Below are 21,698 nucleotides of genomic sequence, written 5' to 3' on the forward strand. Positions count from 1 at the left end.
TTTATCACAATTTGACTGACAAATGTCTTTTTAAACGGCATACTGTATCATTACCGACAGAACACCTGCGGCTACTTTAGCACAGACATTTTATAGGTGATTACTGAAATAATTAAAATGATTATACAGCTTGTATCTTTTCTGAGGAATGTTTTGATTCTAAATTGCAGGAACAATAAGTACTGATAAATTAACAGAATAAAATTCAGGTGGTAGTTTCATGGTATCATGGTTTTCAAATTCAGGTTTTAGTTTTTAGAGACAACAGTTATCATAATAATCTATGACGGCTGCAAAAATATGCTTTTCTTATGGATTATCAAACAAATAATCAACACCGTAAAATAGTTTTGGCGAGCATATAGAAATAAAAAAAGTACACTCTAAAAGTGTACTTTTCTTGGGTGAATGATGGGTCTCGAACCCACGACCTTCGGAACCACAATCCGACGCTCTAACCAACTGAGCTACAATCACCGTTTTGTGAGTGCAAATATAGGAAAGATTTTTTAATTACAAAACAATTCCATCAAAATTTTTCAAAGCAATTAATTTTTCTGTCGTAAAGCCCTCAGCATAAGCAACTCCGGATAATCGTCCCAAATCCTGGGCACGGTAAGTCAGACTCTCAAAAAAGTCTTTTGTGGCAATTGGAGTAACAGGTTCTTTAGAAGCAGGATCATAAAACTGGGTTTTGAAAGCCATACAGGCTGCAATTTTTTTATCCAGATGTTCTGAGATGTCGATAACGAACTCCGGCTTTATATCTTTCCACTGAATGTAATGAAAAATATGCTTGGGTCTCCAAACTTCCTGGTTTTCTCCGTCCATTACAGTTTCAATTTTTCTCAGTCCGGATAAAAAGCACGCATCCGACACTAATTTCGCTCCTTTTGCATGGTCCGGATGTCTGTCATCAATTGCATTGGCCAAGACGATTTCCGGCCTGTATCTGCGGATCATTTTTACGATCTTCATCTGATATTCCTCAGAGTTGGTCAAAAAGCCGTCCTTCATTCCAAGATTCTCCCTTGCAGAGACGCCCAATATTTTGGCCGCTTCTGTGGCTTCCTCTTTTCTTGTTTCATCGGTTCCTCTTGTTCCGAGTTCTCCTTTGGTAAGATCTACGATTACGCATGTTTTTCCTTCCGAAATCATTTTGGCAATAGTACCGCCGCATCCCAGTTCCACATCATCAGGATGTGCTCCAAAAGCAAGTATATCTGTTTTCATACTTTCAAAGATAAGCTTTAAAATAAAAACTTCCCAAACATTAGGAATGGGAAGTTTTAATATCTATAATTTAAATTTTAAATTACTTATTGATTTCTGCATTTAGTTTTACTGCATCCTGATAACTCGGATCAAGCTGTAAAGACTTGGCAACATAATCTTTTGCTTTTGCCACATCAGAATCTTTCACCATATAAGCTACGGCAAAATAGGCATAGGCAAGCGTCTGCTTGTTGGCTTCTCTATCTGCCGGCTTCACTATACTGATGAACTTTTCATAAGCCAGCTTTGCTGCGTCGTTGTTTCCTGCCTGCTGATAAGAATATCCCTGACTGTAATAAGCCGGAGCCCATTCAGGAAGAAGAGCAATCATTTTCTGCCATGTAAGAACAGCCCCGTTCCAGTTTTTAACATCCTGATAAGCAGTCGCTAATTTAAATAATGAATCGGAATCCTGTGAATTTTCGATCACTTTTTTCTTAAGCGCTTCAATTTCAGGAGTAGTAGGGCCTTTATCCGCTTCAGCCTGGGACGCTCCTCCACCGGCAATATTCGCCATTTCCACATCCCACTTCATTGTTTCATCTTTCGCTCCTTTAGCAATAGCAATTTTCTGCTGTGCTTCGTTCATTAAAGCAGTTTTCTTGGCTGCATCGGTTTCTGTTTTAGCTAAACCTGCTGCGATAAGTCCCTGAAGTCCCTGATCTGCGGGCTGGATTCTTGTTTTCTCTGCCTGAGAAACGAAAGTATCCATATTTTGTTTGGCTTCCGCATAATTTCCGTCTGCATAAGACTGATATGCTCTCAGCTTAAATTTAATAGGGTCATCGATTTTATCAAAGATCTTATCCAATACCGTTTTAGAGTTCGCGTAATCTTCGTTGGTGAAGTATAATTTAGAAATTTCCAGCTGGGTATACGGATCTTCGTCAGCATATTTTGTATAGTTGATAAGGTCCTGGGTAGCTTTTGCATTCTGCTGGTATCTGATGTCATAAGATGCCAGGGCTTTATAAGCCGGCGCGTAAGTAGCATCTACACTGATAGCTTTGTCAATATTTTGTTTAGCCTGCTGCCACTGTTGTGCAGCCATCCATAAAGTTGCCATTCTTGTGTATACGGACGCTTTATTTTTAGCTAAAGGAAGTGCTTTATCATAGGCAGACATTGCATCACCAGGCATTCTTTTCAATCTGTAAGCATCCCCGAGAGTGTAATAGAAATGAGCAGGTACTCCTTTCTTTTCAGCTTTTTCAATGGCTTTTGTAAGATATTGAATTGCCGCATCCGGGGCACTGTTTTTCTCAAATAAAGTTAACGCTTCAGCAGCTCTGAACAGTACTTCAGGATCTTTTTCTTTAGAATCAGCTACAATTTTCTGAATTTCAGCGATGGCAGATTTATCACCTTTACCCAGTTTTACGGTAGCCAGTCCTATTTTATTTAAAAAGCTTTTACCGTCTGCAGCCAGACCTTTGTTGAAACTTTCGATTGCTTTGGCATAATCAGGTTCTCCCTGTTTCAGATACGTATTTCCTAAATAGAAATAATTTGCAGCGCTTGGCTCTTTCGCGATCATATCTGTGAAATTAGTCTTAGCCTGTGCAAATTTATCACTATCTATGCTGTTAATACCGTCCTGCAGCGTCTGTGCAGAAGTGAAACCGGCAAAAAATACTACGGCTGCTCCAAAAGCAATCTTTTTTACATTCATAATCATTATATCTTTCATTTTATATTTTTCTGTACTTGAGTTATATTCTACACAATTTTCAGACCAAAATACTGTTTTTCTGAAGGGTAAAATATCATTTTTATTTTTTTAACGCATTTGCACCTCTCTTTTATAAAGGTTATAAGGCTGCAGTCCTTCCTTTTCCACAATCATCTGTCCCAGCTGGGTACATGAATACCTGATAAAGCCGTTGGCGATATTAAAGTTTCCTTCGTTGGTTAAAAAATACAGAACACGTGTGAACGGATATTTCATTTCACGCATCCCATCAGAATCAGCTGTATACAGCTTTCCTCCGTCTTCCACAGGAAGCACTTTCACCATTTCTCTCAGTCTCTGAGAGGTCTTATCATAAGGACGGCTAAATGTATTAAGACCTATAACGCCTATTTTTCCCGGATATTTCCCCAGTTCTTCAATAATGTTCTGATTCCCCGGTATAATGGAAAATTTAAGGTCTTTAGGCTGTTTTTTTAATTTCTGAGCGACAAAGTTTAGGTTACTTGAATTGGTTCCGTCAAAAATAAAGTTTTTTTCATCAGATTCCAGTCCGTTTTTAATTTCGTCCATAGAGATCTTTTCTTTAGGGGAATCTTTAGGGACTACAAAAATGACGGCATCTGCTGCAAATTTAGCGGGAAGAAACTTCAGGTCTACCTGCTCTTCATAGGCTTTCTTTTCTTCAGGACTAAGATCTCTGGACATGACAGCAATTCTGGCTTTATCATTAAGAAGGTCCATAAAACCCAGATCTTCTTTTTTGGTAACCACTTTGATGCGGGTATCCGGATAGTTAATCATATATCCCTCAGCCAGTGCTTCAGTAACACTTTTGAAGGATTCATCCGCAAGAATGGTAAGGTCTCCTTTATGGTAAGACGGAGATTTATCTTCTTTTTTACAGCTTACAGCGATGATACTTAAAGCACCGAGTAACAATGCTTTAAAACTATTCTTCATTTCCTGAATTTTTAATTTTTCCCAGTGCTCTATAGATTCTAAAAATACCATAAAGAATAAGCACTGCACCCAATGCATAAGCAACGGCAGGCTCAAGAATCGTAAAGAAAAATTTGTAGACAATAACTACACCTCCCAATACGATATAAAACAATCCTGTAATTAAGGATAACCAATTGAACATCATGTAACAAAAATACCAAAAAAAATAAAAAAGAGAAGCATATGCCTCTCTTTTTCTTTTATAAGTTGAATAAGAATTACTATTCAAAGTTCATTGTAAACGGAACGCTATAGTAAGAACGAACGCTCTCCCCGTTTCTTTTCGCAGGAGTCCATTTTTTCAGTTTCTTAACTACGCGGATCGCTTCATTGTTGAAGTCGCCATTTGGAGATTTCTCTTCAATAGTAACTCCGGAAACAGTTCCGTCTTTTTCTACAACGAATTTAAGCTTGGCTTTAAGTGTACCTTCACCTCCTTCCATTAAGGAAGTATCAAAGTTTTCCCCCAGGAACTTTCTCAATGCTCCCATACCTCCAGGATATTCTGCAGACTGGTCTACATCTTTGTAGATCTCGTTAGGGTTATTTGTTTTCACCTCTGCGGTACTTGCTTTAGTACCGGTAGATGGTGGTGGCGGTGGTGGCGTATAAGCCGGAGCTTTCACCCCTTCCTGATTCTGTAAACCGGTTGTTGTTTCCAACTGTCTGGAAATCGGTGGAGGTGGTGTTTCAATCTTCGGAGCTTTTACAGGCTCAGGAACAACGTTCTGAATAACCTCAATTTTCTCTTCCTCTTTCGGAGGTGGAGGTGGTGGAGGTGGTTCTTCTTCTTTAGGCTGCTCGATAATCGGATCTTCTTCGATAATATTTAATAGATCTGCCTTCACTTCCTGTTTAGGCGGAGCTGTAAGATTTTTAATCGTAAGATAGATGAACGGAGACAAAGCCATAAGCAGGAACAATGCGGTTCCTATGATAAAAGATTTTGTCAAAAGTTTAGGATACTGATGTCTAAGATCATAGGCACCATATTCCTTGTTTCTATTTTCAAATACGATTTCGTCTAGGGTAAGATTCTGACCGTATACATTTTCATCTGCCATAGATATACAATTTTATGGTTAAATTACTTTGTGGCAGCCGGTGCAGAGGCACCTCCTATTTTTTTCTCGTAAATAGCTTTCTCCCACGGCTTCAGATCGGTTACCCCGTACTGTTCGCTTTTGGTAATGGCCATTTCATCAAGAATATCCACGAAGTTTTTATATACAGCATCGTCAGTCGGCTTAATGATCACCGTAAATTTGGTTTGATCTGCCGCTCTTGCTTTTGCCTGCTCAATAACTTTTCTGATTCCTTCTCTGTCTAAGGTAGTTTCGTTAAGATTCTGATCAGTCAGGGAAGTATTATCCTGCTGGTGCCAGAATACTTTGTTGTCTTTACCTAATAATATAGAGATAGAGTTCGAAAGTTTAATTTCTGTTGGAGGTGGTTTTTTAGTATCATCTTTCGGTTTTGCCGGAAGACCCAAATCCATAACGTTCGGTTTGCTAAATGTAGTTGTGAACATAAAGAAGGTAATCAATAGAAAACCCAAGTCCACCATCGGAGTCATATCAACTCTGGTACTCTGTTTCTTGGAACGTACCTTGCCGCCTTTGGCGCCCTTATCCTGTACTTGTACTTCTGCCATTTCTAATGATTTACGGTTTTCCTTCCTGTGATGTAATCAACCAAAATTTAAGAAAATCAATATCTCTCAAACCCTCAAACAGGCTTTTAACTTTAGGGTATTCAGTAGTAACGTCACCTTTAATAGCTAATTTGTATTCAGGATTAACGCTTAAACTCTGCTGTACCCAGTCGATTAACTGCTTATTTGTACTATCCATCGGAATCCCGGTAGGACTCTTATAATTTTTCTGCTCATCTTCAGACATATCCAGGTAGCCTTTCAGCTGGTTCATAGGAACCCCGATCGCCTGTACTTTCTGGAAAGCCACTTTTTGTTTGGTATCAAAAGTCATGTGATACTTTTCTCCCATTTTTTCCAAAAGGGCTAATCTTTCTGATGCATTTTCTACTGGCTGGAAATAGAATTTTCCGTCCGGAGTAGCATTGATAGTCATTAGACTGGCATCAGGAAGAAGTTTTTCCGATATTGAAGATGGCGGTTTAATCTGCTCCACGTCAGGTTTTTTAAACTGAGTGGTCAATATAAAGAACGTAAGTAGCAGGAACGCAACGTCACACATTGCCGTCATGTCCGTAATTACTCCGTGTCTTTTTGGTTTGACTCTCGCCATTATTATGAATGATTTTTAATTAAACTTCTTTTTACTTACTGCAAAATCCTTGCTAATTCTTAGTTGAATTCAGCGAAAGACTGCTGGATGCTCATAGCGATCTCGTCGATCTTATAAGTCAGTCCGTCAATTTTAGAAGTAAAGAAGTTGTAAAGGATAATAGCGATTGCTGAAGTACCAATACCTAAAGCAGTGTTGATCAATGCTTCGGAGATACCTGTTGAAAGTGCAGCAGCATCCGGAGTACCACCACCTGAACCTAATGCGAAGAATGCCTTGATCATCCCGATTACCGTTCCAAGAAGTGCTACAAGCGTTGCAACAGTACCTAAAGTAGAAAGGATCATCATGTTTTTCTCAAGCATTGGCATCTCAAGAGTAGTAGCTTCTTCGATAGCTTTGTTAAGAGCTACCATTTTCTGCTCTTTATTTAAAGTTGTATCATGAGAAAGCGCTTTGTAAGTAGTAAGACCTTCTTTCACTACGTTACCAACAGAACCCTGCTGTCTGTCGCACTCTTCTAAAGCTTCATCGATTTTGTTTTTGTTCAGTAAGCTTCTTACCTGAACTACGAAGTTGTCTAAGTTTCCTTTTCCAGCAGCTTTGCTAAGAACGAAGTATCTTTCAAAAGAGAAAACAATTACAGTAATCATGAAAGTAATCAAGATTGGTACGATAACCCCTCCTTTGTAGATAATACCTAAAAACGACTCTGGGTGAATGTCCTTTCCTTCAACACTTGAGAAAGCTACAGATCCACTTCCAAGTTTATCTGCGTCTTTAAAGTTTCCTGGGCTTCCAAGAACGAATAAATAAATACATACTCCTATAGCAAATAGAATAGGAATAATAACAGCTGGATTTAAACCTCCTGCTTTTCTAGCAACTACTTGCTCATCATTTTTTGAAACATTCATTTCCATATTTAACTAAATTATATTGTTTTAAAATTTTACAGGGTGTAAATTAAAGGCAAAATTAATTAAAATGCAAGAGTCTTAAATAAACATTTTGCTTTTTTTTGATAAAGAAATTTTAATACGATTTCGATATAATAATTATTTTTAAATATTTTATTTATTTTCCCCAATTTTAACATTTGGGTTAAAAATTTAAAAAAATAAGCCCCTCATTTTTTTTAATTTGCCAATGTTAATTTTTTTTTAAATTACGATATTCACAATACGGTGAGGCACAACAATGATTTTTTTCGGGGTTTTGCCATCTAAAATCTGTTGCATTTTTTCGTCTGCAATCACCAATTCTTCCACTTCCCCGGCAGATAACTGAGCTGAAAGTGAAATTTTGAATTTCATTTTACCGTTTACACTTACAGGATACTCTATTTCATCTTCAACAAGATAATCCTCGTTCAATACAGGGAATTTCTCGAATTCAACAGAAGTATCATGCCCCAGTAAACTCCACAGTTCCTCACAGATGTGCGGAGCATATGGAGAGATGATAACGGCAAGAGGTTCCAAAATATTGCGTTTGTTGCATTTTAATTTCTGAAGTTCGTTCACCGCGATCATAAAGGAAGATACTGAAGTATTGAAAGAGAAGTTTTCTATATCATACACCACCTTTTTTATCAAGGTATGTAAAACTTTGTATTCTGCCTTTGAAGGTTCTTCGCCGGAAACTTCGAAAACATCCCCGTTGAAATACAGGTTCCAGAATTTTTTAAGGAAACCGTAAACTCCGCTCAGTCCCTGTGTATTCCAGGGCTTGGACTGCTCCAATGGTCCTAAGAACATTTCATAAAGTCTCAGACCGTCCGCTCCGTATTCATTACAGATATCATCAGGATTTACGACATTATATTTTGACTTGGACATTTTTTCCACTTCACGCTCCGTGATGTATTTTCCGTCTTCCAGGATAAATTCTGCATTGGCATAATCCGGCCTCCAGGCTTTGAAGGCTTCAGTATCCAGTTCATCAGAGGTTCCTTTTAATAAGGATACGTCAACGTGGATCTTCTGTGTCTGGTAATTTCCAGCCAGGTTTTTAGAAACATATTGGCTGGTTCCGTCAATTCTGAAAACAAAAGCACTCATTCCCAAAATCATCCCCTGATTGATCAGTTTACGGAAAGGCTCATCATGACTGATATACCCTCTGTCCTTTAAGAACATATTCCAGAAACGGGAATACAGTAAGTGTCCGGTTGCATGTTCGCTTCCTCCGATATATAAATCTACCTGTCCCCAATAATCTGCTAATTCTTTTTTAACGAAAGTCTCCTGATCATCCGGATCCATATATCTCAGGAAATACCATGAGCTTCCTGCCCATCCCGGCATTGTAGACAATTCAAGCGGGAAAACAGTTTTGTCATCAATAAGGTCTGTGGCCACTACTTTCTGATTCGCTTCGTCCCATGCAAATGTTTTCGCATTTCCTAATGGCGGATCTCCGTCTTCAGTCGGTAAATATTTTTCCACTTCGGGAAGTTCCAGCGGTAAAGCAGAAACGGGAAGTGTATACGGCATTCCATCCTTATAATATACAGGAACCGGCTCTCCCCAGTAACGCTGTCTTGAGAAGATCGCATCACGCTGTCTGTAATTGGTGGTTCCGTGACCGATTCCCCGGTTTTCAATTTCTGAAATTATTTTTGATTTGGCATCGTTATAATTCAGACCGTTTAAGAAATCAGAGTTTACACTAACTGAATCTTTAGAGTCGAAAGATTTTTCCCGGACATCTTCTTCCGTTTCTACAACTTTTTTAATTTCCAGATTAAATTTCTTTGCAAATCTGTGATCACGCTCATCGTGAGCAGGAACCGCCATTACCGCTCCTGTTCCATAGCCCATCAGCACATAATCTGAAATGTAAACCGGCATTTTTTCTCCGCTGAACGGATTGACGGCATAACTTCCCGTGAAAGCACCGCTTACGTTTTTCACGTCAGCCATTCTGTCTCTCTCTGTTTTTTTGGAAGTTTCTTCTATATAAGTATCTACTTCGGCTTTCTGTGCATCCGTAGTAATGGTTTCCACTAAAGGGTTTTCAGGGGCCAGCACCATAAAAGTTGCTCCAAAAATGGTATCCGGTCTTGTGGTGAATACCTCAACAATCTCATCATGGCCTTCAACCTGAAACTTCACCTGCGCTCCCTGAGATTTCCCGATCCAGTACTCCTGGGAATCTTTCAGCGGCTGCGGCCAGTCTAAAGTATTGAGTCCCTGTAAAAGTCTTTCGGAGTAAGCCGAAATTCTCATACTCCACTGCATCATTTTTTTCTGGAATACCGGGAATCCTCCTCTTTCGGATTTTCCGTCTTTTACTTCATCATTAGCCAGCACTGTTCCCAAAGCGGGACACCAGTTTACGGTAGTCTCTGCTCTGTATGCCAGACGGTAATTCAAAAGGATGTCTTCCTTATCCAATCCGGAAGCATTCTTCCATTCTTCTGCGGTGAAATTCAGTTCATCGTTCTGATTGGCATTTAAACCTTCTGTTCCTTTTTCTTCAAAATGACGGATCAGCGTATCGATAGATTCTGCTTTATCTGTATCTTTATTATACCATGAATGATATAACTGAATAAAAATCCACTGGGTCCATTTATAATAAGAGGAGTCTGAAGTTCTTACCTCTCTGTTCCAGTCGAATGAAAAACCGATCTTTTTCAGCTGCTCTTCATAACGGTTGATATTCTGCTCCGTTGTTACAGCCGGATGCTGTCCTGTCTGAATTGCATACTGTTCTGCAGGGAGGCCAAAGCTGTCATAACCTACCGGGTGGAGTACATTAAACCCCTGATGTCTTTTATATCTCGCATAAATATCTGATGCGATATACCCCAGCGGGTGCCCCACGTGAAGTCCTGCTCCGGATGGATACGGAAACATATCGAGAACATAAAATTTAGGTTTGTCTGTGTTATTGGAAGTCTTGTAAGTCTGATTGTCCTCCCAGTATTTCTGCCACTTTTTTTCTATCTGCTGATGATCGTAAAACACTTTATTATAGATATTAGATGTTAAACACCTGATTCCGGAAATTAAAATATACGAAATCGGGATTCACAAAAATAATGATTTTAAAGCAAATGGGAATTTAATTTTCAATTAATTGCCGGAGAGACATGCAGCCCCTGTTTGTGAGCTGAAATTCAAGCGTAAAAGACAGAAAGTACCGGCACTGGAAAATATCTGGCCTGAATAACCTTTCGTGTGATTGATTTTTATAGTATGGCAGAAATTAACGGCTGATAATATGTTCCGTTATGAAATAAAAAAATCCCATCCGGAGATGAGATCTTTTATTATATGGTAGTCAATATATTATGGTTGAGGAATTCTCTTCATAGTATACGTTATCGTCTTAAATACATTAGGATTTTCCGTATTTACTCTTATAGCAAGGTTAAGGGTGGTGTCATTAAGGGTAACGATTTTTCCGTTATCAGGTTCCACGGTTCCCTGGTATTTGATGATCACTGTTTTGGCAGCTTTATCATAGGTATACGTAAAATTACGGTCTGATGATATAGCACACGTCCCCGGAGTTGCAGAATCTCCCCACTCTGTTCTCTTACCGACAGTTTCTGTGTTGAATCTCCATCTGGAATCTTTCTGACAGGTGGTGTAGGTGATCTCGTCTGAAACCGGAGTTTCTCCTGTCTCTATGGTTGTAACAACTTCTTTGTATGGCTGCCATACGCCTACCAGCGGATATTCCATTTCATTATCGTTGTTGTCATTACATCCAGTAGCTACAAATAATGATAAACCTGCAAATAGTAATGCTAATTTCTTCATATACTCAAATTTTCAAGCGCTAAAATTATAATTTTTTTGATTTATATTACTATTTTTTGTGAAAAATTATTTTACAAATCCATATTTCTGCCAATTTTGGAACCGTACAGCGCAAAAACCGCCTTATTTAATAAATATTGAACCCGCTGAAACGCCTTTATTTTATTAAAAAAGTTATTTTTGTAGCAAAGAAAAAAAATGCAAAACATAACGAAAAACAATTTTGACTTCATACGTGTTCTCCTCGCTTTCATTGTCTTTGTAGGACATCTGGGAGCATTAAGCTTCTCCAAAGAGCTTGCTGTTTTAGAAAACAGCCCCGTAGAAATTGCTGTTTTTTCGTTTTTTGTGGTCAGTGGATTTTTAATTGCGCGAAGCTATGAAAGGTCATCCAGCCTTAAAAGTTACGCTAAAAAAAGATTCAACAGGATTGTTCCCGCCTACCTGTTGGTTGTATTTCTCTGTGCTATCCTGCTCAGTCTGGTAAGCACTCTTTCTTTTTCGGAATATTTCGGTAACACACAGGTTTATAAATACTTGTTCTGGAATTCTCTTTTCCTGAATTTCAAAGCTCCCTGGCTTCCGGGGGTATTCGGCAACCAGGCTGTAAACGGAGCATTATGGACGATGAAAATAGAAATGTGCTTTTACATCGCTGTTCCCCTGATGTTTTTACTCTTCGGAAAAAATAATAAATACAGAAATACCAGTCTGATGGTCCTGTATTTTCTTTCGCTCATTTATCTCAATTATTTTGAAATGGCGGGGAAAATTTCAATGGCCAAACAACTGCCGGGATCACTGTGCTATTTTATCGGGGGAATGCTGATTTATTTCAATTTTGATCAGTTTATCAAACATAAAAACACTCTCTTCATCATTGCCATAATCACGGTATGGATCGATCTGTATTTCAAAATAAAGCTGTTCTCTCCTATCATGATCAGTATTATTGTTCTGTATATCGCCTACTCTTTTAAATTCCTGAATAATTTCGGCAAGTACGGGGATTTCACCTATGGAATCTATATATTTCATTTCCCGATTATCAGAACATTTCAGACAACGGGGCTTTTTGCCGATTACAATCCGTATCTGATGAGTTTTGTATGCATGTTCGTCGTAATTGGAGCAGGAATTGCTTCATGGCATCTGTATGAAAAGAAATTTTTATAATTTTGAACGATATAACGACACAAATGCAAGACCTGGTCTCTATTATTACTCCCTGCTACAATTCTGCAGAATTTATCGAAGAAACGATACAGTCTGTTCTTAACCAAACCTATCAGAACTGGGAATGGCTGATTACCGACGACCTTTCCAAAGATAATACCGTTGAGATCATCAGAAAATACAATGATCCCAGAATAAAACTTGAGACGCTTGAGAAAAACGGAGGTGCCGGAAACGCGAGAAATAAAAGCCTTGAAAGAGCCGGAGGAAGATATATTGCCTTTCTGGACTCCGATGACTACTGGCATCCTGAATATCTGGAAACCATGACAGGTTATATGCAGGAACATCATGCGGAACTGGTATACTGTAATTATTCAAGATGCAATGAGCAGCTTGAGCCTGTTCTTAAAGATTTTGAAGCAGACAAAATCGTTACGTTCTCCAATCTTCTGAAAACCTGCAGGCTGGCTCCGGTTTCCACGATGTATGACACCCAGAGGGTCGGTAAATTTTTCTTTCCTATTAAAAGCAAACGGGAAGATCATGTGATGTGGCTGAACCTTTTAAAAGTAATCCCGGAAGGAATGCCTGTAAAAAAGACGCTGGCCAAATACAGAATGCGTGAAAACAGCGTTTCCAGAAAGAAAAAAAACATCATCATCGATCAGTATCTTGTGTATAAAGATTTCATGGAATTCTCTACACTAAAATCACTTTATTATACCGCCAACTGGGCTGTGAACGGGTTCCTTAAATATTCTAAAATTTTCAATTGATGGAGTATTCAAAAGAATTCAAAGCGGCACTGAGTGCTTTTTCAAATATAGAAAAGGACAGGCTTATTTTCAGATTGCTGAAGAAAGACAAGCTCCTGTCTAAAAAATTATATTTTGAACTGATTGATCCTGAAACTACGGACGATAAAAGGAATGTCATGGAAGAAAATGTTTCAGAAAAGGTGCTTCTGGCTTCCAAATACATCGGCAATTCCAAATATTTTCTGAGCGTCATCCGGAAAATAAGCGCAGAGATCACTGAGCATGTAAAAATAACCACCGACAAATTCGGGGATGTTTCGCTTAACCTGCTTCTGATCAACAAAATTTTAGAATACAACAGCGACCTCAGCAGGCAAAGATTTGACCATGTGTACAAATTATACCTTTATATCATCAATAAAGTATTTAAAGCCCTGATCCTTGCCAAAAAACTGGATGAAGATTACTGGCTGGAAATTGATGACTTCCTGAGAACAACCCGATCCGGTATAGAAGAAAACCATTATCTGCTGAAATTATCTACCAACAACGGCCTGGATATGGACTGGCTCCGAAGCTGTGAGGATATTCCGGAAAATATTGAACAGATCATGAAAGGGATCAAAAGCCAGGGATTTTTAAAATAAAATTTTCCGGAGAATAAGTTCTGTGGAGTTCGGTTTCCCGTCTATAAATCTGCCTGCATTTTGGGACATTGTTTCCAGTTCTTCTCTGTTATTGAGGAGAAATAGGACAAATTCAGCGGCAGCATTTTCCTCAGAAAAGGATCTTCCGCCTTCCGCGGTAATCAGATCATCTGCTTCGGGATTTTTTTTGTAGTGATTTCCAAAAACTGCCGGAACTCCAAATGTTGCTGCTTCGAGAATATTGTGAAGCCCTGCATCATGGAAACCTCCGCCTACCACAGCTATATCCGCATAGGAATAAAGTTTTGACAACAATCCGATGCTGTCTATAATTAAAATCTGAGATTCTTTTACAGCTGCTTCAGCATTGTTAATTTCACTGTATACCAAAGCATCAGGGAAGATGCTTTTTAAATGCTCAACTCTTTTCAGATCATGAGGGGCTATAATTAATTTCAGGTCCGCATTTTTCCTAAAAACTGTTGCTGCAATCTTCTCTTCGGCCTGCCAGCTGCTTCCAAAAACCACGGTTTGTTTACCATCGATAAATTTGTTGATATATTCTACATGGTTATCACGCATTCTAAGCTGTTTTACACGATCAAACCGCGTGTCACCCGCTACCGAAGAATTGGTAAGTCCTACACTTTTGGCAAGTGCCATAGAAAACGGAGTCTGATGAAAAAACCAATCGATATTTTTCTGAAGCTGCTTTACAAACCATTTTCCATACGACGTGAAGAACGACTGGCTTTCATAAAACAAGGCAGAAACAACATAGATGGTAGTGCCTTTATTTTTAAGTTCAGCCAGGAGATTGTACCAGTAATCATACTTCACCGTAAAAAATAGTTCAACATTAATGCCTGATACAAAGTCTTTTACAATATTTTTCTTATCAAAAGGAAGATAGCAGATTACATCCGCGATATGTTTCTTTTTAATTACATTCTCATATCCCGAAGGTGAAAAGAAGGTTACCAGAATTTTATGACTGGGATATTTCTCTTTCAGTTTTTCCAACACCGGCAGTCCCTGTTCATATTCTCCCAGACTGGCGGCATGCATCCAGATAGTTTTATCGGAAGCTGAAAAAGCACTTTTCACTTTATTCAGAGATTCTTTTCTCCCTTCAACTCCTTTTTTAGTTTTATCATTAAACAATGCGAAAATCTTCATTCCGAAAATGAGAAGACTGACGAAAAGATTATAAAGGAAAGACATCGGGGTTATTTTTCAGATTTAGCTTTATGATAATTGAAGGACTTCATTTAAACAGACCAATAAAAACAAATATGGTGATCATACTTCCAAAAACAGCCAGCATCGCTCCTCCGAAAGGAACCCTCGGCTTTACGTTTTCATCAAAGGTATAGCGGAACATATAATCCTGGAGATTCATACAGATCAGTATGGCCAAAGTAATCATCCATCGGACAAAGATTTCCATGATCAGAAACTGGGAATCTTTATTCTGTTCGGTAATTTCTACCGGAAAATTAACTGTATTTTCAAACCTTAATACAACAGTAAGCACTCCAAATAATACCGTTATAAAAGCCGGCATAAAAAAGGAAAACTTTCTGTTTCCAAAATGATCGGCTTTTCCATAAAAATCGAAGTGAACAGGAATTTTCTCAGGAAGTGCCTTATAATATCTCAGGGTAAATCTCCAGAAGAAGATCAACATTCCTAAATTTAAAAGATCAAAAGCGGTCAGTAAAATATTTTCCATCCCAGACTGGTTTTAAAGCCTAAAGAACATTTTTAATCACCCTCAGTTTGTGAGTGTGCTTATTCATTTCCTTATTGAAGATTCCGGTAGAATCCAGAATATCAATTCTTACTTTTCCTGAAGCGTGGATAATTCTCTGGTTATCCAGCATGATCCCCACATGGATAATTTTCCCTTCAGGGTTTTCAAAAAAGGCCAAATCTCCTGGCTGACTTTCTTCAACAAAGTTTAAAGGAACGCCTGCTTCTGCCTGCTGATAAGTATCTCTCGGAAGTTTAATTCCGTGAATTTTATAGACCAGCTGTGTAAAGCCGGAGCAATCTACGGCAAAAAAGCTTTTCCCACCCCACAGGTATGGAACATTGAGAAACTCTTTAGCAGCCAGGGCTATACTTTCGCGCAGATCGTGACTTCTTCTTGATGCAACCACAGGAAATTCCACTTCGGACCCCATAGAGAGAAGTGTTTTTCCGTCATTCATCAGCACGGAAGAAAAATCTTCAGTAACGACTGTAATTTTCCTTTTTTCCAGCTCTTCACCGGTAACAGGTTTCAGCTGTTTGGTATCCATCCATCCTTCATAGCCATCGTAATGCATCTTTATTCTGGTCCAGTTTTTATTTACTTCAAGAATGTCTGCACTTTCTCCAAACAATATTTCTGTAACAATTTCCGCTTTATCCGAACCTTCTGCCCGTACCGGTGCTACCGTGACTATACAAATTCCTTTGTTCATTTTATTCATTTAGAAGTTAGGAAGCCGAAAAATTCAGCGCTGAATTTTTCGGTGTCATATCTTTAATTACTTCCTGCGAAGGAAGTTTACTCCATCCCGCAAAGGTAAAATAAGATTTTCAAAATCGTCATCTTTTGCGATTAAATCATTCAGTTCTTTAATGGCCTGTGTGGATTTCTGTTTAGGATTTTCCTCCAGCACTTTTCCATACCATAAGACATTATCAAACATCACTACCGAGCCTGATTTCGTTCTGGGCTTGATCAGTCTGAAATATTCGGCATAGTTTTCTTTATCAGCGTCAATAAAAACAAGATCAAAAAACTCGTCTGTTTCTTTCAGAAATTCTTTGGCATCCTGAAGCCTGAAGGTAATCTGTGCTGCATATTCGCTGTTTTCAAAGTATTTTTTTGGCAGATAGGCCAGATCTTCGTTTACATCCAGCGTTGTTATCTTCCCATCTCTGGCGAGTCCGGCAGCCAGGCATAATGTAGCATACCCCGTAAAAGTTCCTATCTCAAGTACATTTTCAGGACGTATCATCTGAGAAACAATCGTTAAAAGCCTTCCCTGCTGATAACCGGAAATCATATGCGGCTGGGTGGTTTTCTGATAGGTCTCTCTTCTCAATTTTTTCAAGATTTCAGGTTCTGAGGAAGCGTGGGTTTCCAGATACCTGTCCATTTCAGGATTCTTTTCTTCGAAAAAGCTCATGCTGCAATTTTTTTGTTATTCAAATGTACTTAAAATATAAGGAAAGTCCCTAATTAACCTGAATGAGTATTGAAGCTCCAGGAGCGTGAGGTAATAATCGATATGATTATCAGGCCGCTCCTACGGAGCTTGCTTTTAGACAACGTATTCAATTCTATGAATCTATCGGATATTCTTATCCCGGACTGAGGTTAGTACCTAAATCCATCATTGGAAAAAAAAATACATTCAATGCAAAATACCGTAAAAACACGGATACCCTGATATTGATAATAGCTATACATTTGCAGAGAACAAAGGGTAAAAACACTAAAGGAAAAAACAATGAATGTGGCTGAAAAACAAATTAACCAGGAGAATCAGAAGACCGCAAAGCCAGACAGCAGAGCGGTTTCTTCGTTAAGAAAAACTAAAACCGAAATATCCAGCTCATTTTTACAGCGAATTATCTCATTATTGAAAAAAGAAGAATTAATTTGATTAAAAAAACAGATCCCGAATTTCTTCAGGATCTGTTTTTATTTATAAGTTATCTGTATTATTTCTTAGGAGCAATATCCATCAGTTTCATAAACTCATCAAGCTTAGGCATAATGATGATTTCTGTTCTTCTGTTCTCCGCTCTTCCCGAAACACTCATGTTGGTTGCCTTAGGATTGTATTCAGAACGTCCTCCCGCGGTAATTCTTGCAGGATCTACTCCAAACTGCGTCTGTAATACTTTCGCAATGGCTGTACCTCTCAGTGCAGAAAGATCCCAGTTGTCTTTTGGCAGATTAGGAGAGTTCAAAGGTGCATTATCTGTGTTACCTTCAATCAATACGGAATATTTATCGTAATCATTGATCACTTTTGCCACTTTTCCAAGCACTTCCTGAGCTGCCGGCAATACATTGTAATCTCCTGTTTTATATAACATTTTATCCGAAAGTGAGATCATTACCACCCCTTTCAGAACTTTTACCTGTACATCATCATCCGCTACGTTATCCAGAGATCTTTTCAGCTTGTTGGATAATGCAAGATTCAGACTGTCGTTCTTCGCATTGCTGGAGATCAGCTGCTTGATATAAGAGTTGGAGGCATTGATTTCTCCCACCAGTTTATCAATATTAGCTGAACTTTTTCCTGTATTGGAAAGACAGGCATCCAAAGATGATTTTAAAGCATCGTGCTGGCTTTTCAACAGATTGTTTTCACCGGCCAATGCTGAATTCTGAGACTTTAAATCCTGGATTTCTCTTTGTCTTTCACCAATATTTTCAATACACTGCTTATAGTTTGTGCTCAAAGCGTCATACTGTTTTTTGCTGACACAAGATGTCAATCCCAGCGCCATTGCAGAAACTGCTAAAATTTTAAAAATCTTCATAAGTAATCATTTTTAGACGAATCAAAGTTAGGGAAATTCAATTGAATTATATGGATTATCTTTGCATAAAAGAAATTTCCACCCTGCGTCTTGAAAAAAATAAGTTTAAAAAATGAGTTGAAAAACCTGGTCAGCGATCCGGAAAAACGCAGCTATCTTCTGGCGGTAAGCGGAGGTGCGGATTCCATGGTTCTGGCCTCATTGTTCAGAGATTTCAGGGATGAACTTCAGGATGCCGAATTCAGCATTCATATCGCCCATATCAATTATAAGCTTCGCGGAAAAGATTCGGATCTCGATCAAAAAACGGTACAGGATTTCTGTGAGAAAAATCATATTCCGTTTCATCTTTATGAAGTGTCAGAAAAAGACAGGAAACCTGAAAATTCCATTCAGCTTTGGGCCAGGGAGCTCCGTTACGGCTTTTTCAGAAAGATCAGAGAACAGGAGCAGCTTGAGTTTCTGGTAACCGCCCATCATCTGAATGACCAGCTGGAAACATTCATGATCAATTTATCCAAAGCAGCCGGGATTAACGGTCTCAGCGGGATGCCTGCGAACAGCAACCGTATTCTTCGCCCGCTTCTGCCTTTTTCAAAAGAGGAAATCTATCAGTATGCTGAAGAAAACCATATTGATTTCCGGGAAGATCTCTCCAATAAGAAAAATGATTACCTGAGAAATAAGATCAGGAATGAAATTGTGCCGAAACTTCTGGAAACCAATGATCATTTTCTGGACAATTTTAAAAAAAGCATTTTATATCTGAATCAGACCAAAGATTTTGTGGAAAAACAGATTCAGGAAATTGAAAATAAACTGACGGTATTTAACCCGGACCATAAAATTTTATCAAAGGAAAAGCTGGACCGGGAAAGTGATTTTGTAAAATTTGAGATCTTAAAAAAATACGGTTTCGACCGGGAAAATGAGATTCCAAAAATTTTTAAAGCGGAAAACGGAAGTTCTTTTTTTTCAAAAGATTATCATCTGATGATTGGCCGTGGCGAATTAATCCTTATCGATCTGGCCCGAAAACAGGAAATCAGTAATAAAATGATCCTTATTGAAAATCCGGAGCCTGCCGGATCTCTGATTGCCGTTAATTTTCAGCATCCTATTGAAGAGATTGATGGAATCAATACTGTTTTTAACTGGGAGTTTGATGCTGAAAAAATACAGTTTCCCGTGTATTTGCGGAAACAGCTGGATGGTGATGAAATTTATCCCTCAGGATTTTCAGGCAAAAAGAAAGTCTCTAAGTTTTTTAGGGACGAAAAATTATCTATTTTAGCGAGGCAAAAAATCTGGATCCTGTGCGACAGCAGCAATTCCGTTCTCGGAATCATCCCTTTAAGACAGGACAGAAGATATGCAAAAGATGAGAAGACTAAATGTATTCTCAAAATTTTTAATGAAAAGTAAAATGAAATTTAGAAACTGGTTTTTAGCAGTCCTCCTATTTTTAGCGGCAGGAATCAATGCGCAGATTAAAAATCCCGTAAAATTTAAGTTCACCGTCAATGACCTGGGTAACAATCAGTATGAAGCTGTTTTGAATGCCACTATGGAAAGCGGCTGGCATATTTATTCCAAAGATCTTCCTGAGGACACAGGAATTCCTACTGAATATAAAGTTTCGGGCAAAAATATTGAGCTGATCGGAAAATTTACCGAAGTGGGTAAAAAGCATGAGGAATTTTCTGAGGCTTTCGGCGGAACAATCGTCTACTATTCCAATACAGCGGGCTTTAAGCAGAAATTTAAATTAAAAGACCCTGCAAAACCGGCAGACGTTACTTCTGAAATCACCTATCAGACCTGTGATGACAGGGTTTGTCTGGCTCCCAACACGTTAGAGTTCAACCAGAAAGTAACGCCAAAAGGAGTTGAAGAAACAGCGGCAACCGATGAAACGGCTCAGGCAGCCCAAGACTCGGCTAAAGTAGCTGAAACAGTTACAGAAAATCCGGCAAAAGCAGAAGTAACCATTACTGAAGCTTCACAACTGGATCCCAAACAGCTGAAAATTGAAACGCTTGATTTCAAAAAACCGCTGACCGACTGCGGGACCGCCTCAACAAAGGTGGATGAAAATTACTGGACTTATCTGTTCTTGGGTTTCATCGGAGGATTAATTGCCCTATTAACACCCTGCGTTTTCCCAATGATTCCATTAACGGTTTCATTCTTTACCAAAGGAAATAAAAACAAAGCAAAAGGTAAAAGAGATGCATTGATCTACGGATTTTTCATCCTTTTAATCTTCGTTTTATTAAGCGTGCCGTTCCATTTAATTGATGGGATTGCAGGAAATATTTTCAACGAAATTTCTACCAGCGTATGGCTGAATATTGCCTTCTTCATCATATTCATCTTCTTTGCAGGAAGCTTCTTCGGATATTATGACATTACGCTTCCAAGCTCTATTGCCAATAAATCTTCAAAAGCGGAAGAAGCAGGAGGAATCATTGGTATTTTCTTTATGGCCTTAACGCTTGTGATTGTTTCGTTCTCATGTACAGGTCCTATTCTGGGAAGCTTACTGGGAAGTGCCGTAACAGGCTCTGCCAACGTTCCGATGCTGCTTACTTTTGCACTGGCAGGATTCGGGCTGGCATGGGCTATTGTTTTCGGACTGCTGGCATTATTCCCTCAGGCCTTACAGAGTCTTCCGAAATCCGGAGGATGGATGAATACCGTGAAAGTGGTTTTAGGTTTTGTTGAACTGGCTTTAGCTTTAAAATTCTTATCTAAAGCGGATCTTGTTTCCAAAACATTCTTCTTAAAAAGAGAACTTTTCATCGCGATATGGATTATTATCGCTTTGGGACTTGCCTTATACCTGTTCGGGCTGATCAGATTCCCGCATGATGATAAAAAACCGAAAATCTCTATTACCAGAAAAATTTTAGGAGCACTGGGAATCGGTTTTGTCATTTATCTTATTCAGGGACTGATTCCTTCAGACCGCCCGAAACTTCAGCTGTTAAGCGGAATCCTGCCTCCTCTGAATGTAAGCTATTTCCATGACGAGAAAGACGGGATTTTAGGAATGCATCCTGAACATGACTTCTTTAAGGCGATTGAAATTGCGAAAAAAGAGAACAAACCTATCCTGATTGACTTTACCGGATACGGATGTGAAAACTGCCGTAAAATGGAAGAATTTGTATGGAGCGAACCTGATATCCTGCCAATCCTTCAGAACGATGTTGTTCTGGCTTCTTTATATGTGGATGATAAGGAAGAGCTTCCTGAAGATCAGAAAACAAAGATTGATCTTGGGGACGGACAGATCAAAAAAGTGAAAACGATTGGTGACCGGTGGAGCTTGTTCCAGCAGGTAAACTTCAATAATAACTCCCAGCCTCATTATGTTTTAATAACACCTGACGGAAAAGTAATCAACACTCCGGTTTCCGGATATATGCCGAAAGAGGATTTCAAAAAATTCCTGGAATGTGGGGTCAGTTATTACAAAAAGAATAAATAGCAATCACGCAATAAAAATAAAAGACTGTTTCAATCTGAGACAGTCT

20 protein-coding genes and 1 tRNA gene are annotated in these 21,698 nt (G+C 38.8%); 5 read left to right on the plus strand and 16 right to left on the minus strand.

What is annotated here, in order from left to right; all coding sequences use genetic code 11:
- Positions 1–402 precede the first annotated feature (402 nt).
- The 11 genes from AC106S_RS18440 to AC106S_RS18490 form a co-directional block, all read right to left on the minus strand.
- A tRNA-His gene (locus AC106S_RS18440) sits at positions 403–478 on the minus strand.
- A gap of 35 nt (positions 479–513) precedes the next feature.
- The gene (gene bshB1 / locus AC106S_RS18445; protein WP_482441141.1) at positions 514–1,233 is read right to left on the minus strand and encodes a bacillithiol biosynthesis deacetylase BshB1; all 720 of its coding nucleotides are present in this window, start codon (positions 1,231–1,233) and stop codon (positions 514–516) included.
- Positions 1,234–1,315: 82 nt separating this feature from the next.
- Positions 1,316–2,965 carry a tetratricopeptide repeat protein gene (locus AC106S_RS18450; RefSeq protein ID WP_482441142.1) on the minus strand — a complete coding sequence of 550 codons (1,650 nt, stop codon included), beginning with the start codon at positions 2,963–2,965 and terminating at the stop codon, positions 1,316–1,318.
- 90 nt (positions 2,966–3,055) lie between these two features.
- Positions 3,056–3,928, minus strand: a complete 873-nt coding sequence (locus AC106S_RS18455; protein WP_482441143.1) for a PstS family phosphate ABC transporter substrate-binding protein — start codon at positions 3,926–3,928, stop codon at positions 3,056–3,058.
- A complete protein-coding gene (locus tag AC106S_RS18460) occupies positions 3,918–4,115 on the minus strand; it encodes a C4-dicarboxylate ABC transporter (protein WP_482441144.1) in 198 nt (65 codons plus the stop codon). Before AC106S_RS18460 ends, AC106S_RS18455 begins: the two co-directional genes overlap by 11 nt.
- Before the next feature lie 76 nt (positions 4,116–4,191).
- A complete protein-coding gene (locus AC106S_RS18465) occupies positions 4,192–5,034 on the minus strand; it encodes an energy transducer TonB (protein WP_482441145.1) in 843 nt (280 codons plus the stop codon).
- 23 nt (positions 5,035–5,057) lie between these two features.
- Positions 5,058–5,624 (minus strand): ExbD/TolR family protein, encoded by a 567-nt coding sequence (locus AC106S_RS18470; RefSeq protein ID WP_482441146.1) that lies wholly within the window; start codon positions 5,622–5,624, stop codon positions 5,058–5,060.
- A 10-nt stretch (positions 5,625–5,634) separates the two neighbouring features.
- Positions 5,635–6,237 carry an ExbD/TolR family protein gene (locus AC106S_RS18475; RefSeq protein ID WP_482441147.1) on the minus strand — a complete coding sequence of 201 codons (603 nt, stop codon included), beginning with the start codon at positions 6,235–6,237 and terminating at the stop codon, positions 5,635–5,637.
- 59 nt (positions 6,238–6,296) lie between these two features.
- Positions 6,297–7,160 (minus strand): MotA/TolQ/ExbB proton channel family protein, encoded by an 864-nt coding sequence (locus AC106S_RS18480; RefSeq protein WP_153395982.1) that lies wholly within the window; start codon positions 7,158–7,160, stop codon positions 6,297–6,299.
- Between the two features lie 240 nt (positions 7,161–7,400).
- The gene (gene leuS, locus AC106S_RS18485; protein ID WP_482441148.1) at positions 7,401–10,214 is read right to left on the minus strand and encodes a leucine--tRNA ligase; all 2,814 of its coding nucleotides are present in this window, start codon (positions 10,212–10,214) and stop codon (positions 7,401–7,403) included.
- Positions 10,215–10,538: 324 nt separating this feature from the next.
- On the minus strand, positions 10,539–11,015 hold the full coding sequence (locus AC106S_RS18490; protein ID WP_482441149.1) for a lipocalin-like domain-containing protein: 477 nt from the start codon (positions 11,013–11,015) through the stop codon (positions 10,539–10,541).
- Between the two features lie 198 nt (positions 11,016–11,213).
- On the opposite strand from AC106S_RS18490, the gene AC106S_RS18495 reads away from it, so the two are divergent.
- The 3 genes from AC106S_RS18495 to AC106S_RS18505 are packed head-to-tail and all read left to right on the plus strand — an operon-like array spanning position 11,214 to position 13,599.
- Positions 11,214–12,191, plus strand: coding sequence for an acyltransferase family protein (locus AC106S_RS18495; protein WP_482441150.1), 978 nt, complete (start codon positions 11,214–11,216; stop codon positions 12,189–12,191).
- Positions 12,192–12,214: 23 nt separating this feature from the next.
- Positions 12,215–12,970 carry a glycosyltransferase family 2 protein gene (locus AC106S_RS18500; RefSeq protein ID WP_482441151.1) on the plus strand — a complete coding sequence of 252 codons (756 nt, stop codon included), beginning with the start codon at positions 12,215–12,217 and terminating at the stop codon, positions 12,968–12,970.
- Entirely contained in the window at positions 12,970–13,599 is a 630-nt protein-coding gene (locus tag AC106S_RS18505; protein WP_482441152.1) for a deoxyuridine 5'-triphosphate nucleotidohydrolase, read from the plus strand. The genes AC106S_RS18500 and AC106S_RS18505 overlap by 1 nt, the downstream gene beginning before the upstream one ends.
- Here the strand turns inward: AC106S_RS18505 and AC106S_RS18510 are convergent.
- The 5 genes from AC106S_RS18510 to AC106S_RS18530 all read right to left on the minus strand — a co-directional run bounded on the left by AC106S_RS18510 (position 13,591) and on the right by AC106S_RS18530 (position 18,156).
- Complete coding sequence (locus tag AC106S_RS18510; protein ID WP_482441153.1) at positions 13,591–14,823, minus strand: 3-deoxy-D-manno-octulosonic acid transferase; 1,233 nt, start codon at positions 14,821–14,823, stop codon at positions 13,591–13,593. The two genes, AC106S_RS18505 and AC106S_RS18510, sit on opposite strands and share 9 nt — an antisense overlap.
- Positions 14,824–14,866: 43 nt before the next feature.
- A complete protein-coding gene (locus tag AC106S_RS18515; protein WP_482441154.1) occupies positions 14,867–15,334 on the minus strand; it encodes a DUF1648 domain-containing protein in 468 nt (155 codons plus the stop codon).
- A gap of 19 nt (positions 15,335–15,353) precedes the next feature.
- The gene (locus tag AC106S_RS18520) at positions 15,354–16,070 is read right to left on the minus strand and encodes a C40 family peptidase (protein ID WP_482441155.1); all 717 of its coding nucleotides are present in this window, start codon (positions 16,068–16,070) and stop codon (positions 15,354–15,356) included.
- A gap of 66 nt (positions 16,071–16,136) precedes the next feature.
- Positions 16,137–16,784 carry an O-methyltransferase gene (locus AC106S_RS18525; protein ID WP_482441156.1) on the minus strand — a complete coding sequence of 216 codons (648 nt, stop codon included), beginning with the start codon at positions 16,782–16,784 and terminating at the stop codon, positions 16,137–16,139.
- A 538-nt stretch (positions 16,785–17,322) separates the two neighbouring features.
- The gene (locus AC106S_RS18530) at positions 17,323–18,156 is read right to left on the minus strand and encodes an OmpA family protein (protein WP_482441157.1); all 834 of its coding nucleotides are present in this window, start codon (positions 18,154–18,156) and stop codon (positions 17,323–17,325) included.
- 90 nt (positions 18,157–18,246) lie between these two features.
- Here AC106S_RS18530 and tilS point away from each other — a divergent pair, with 90 nt between their 5' ends.
- A complete protein-coding gene (gene tilS, locus AC106S_RS18535; RefSeq protein WP_482441158.1) occupies positions 18,247–19,581 on the plus strand; it encodes a tRNA lysidine(34) synthetase TilS in 1,335 nt (444 codons plus the stop codon).
- Position 19,582: 1 nt separating this feature from the next.
- On the plus strand, positions 19,583–21,652 hold the full coding sequence (locus tag AC106S_RS18540) for a protein-disulfide reductase DsbD family protein (protein WP_482441159.1): 2,070 nt from the start codon (positions 19,583–19,585) through the stop codon (positions 21,650–21,652).
- The last annotated feature ends 46 nt before the right edge of the window (positions 21,653–21,698 follow it).

The sequence above is a fragment of the Chryseobacterium sp. FR054 genome (assembly GCF_056844565.1).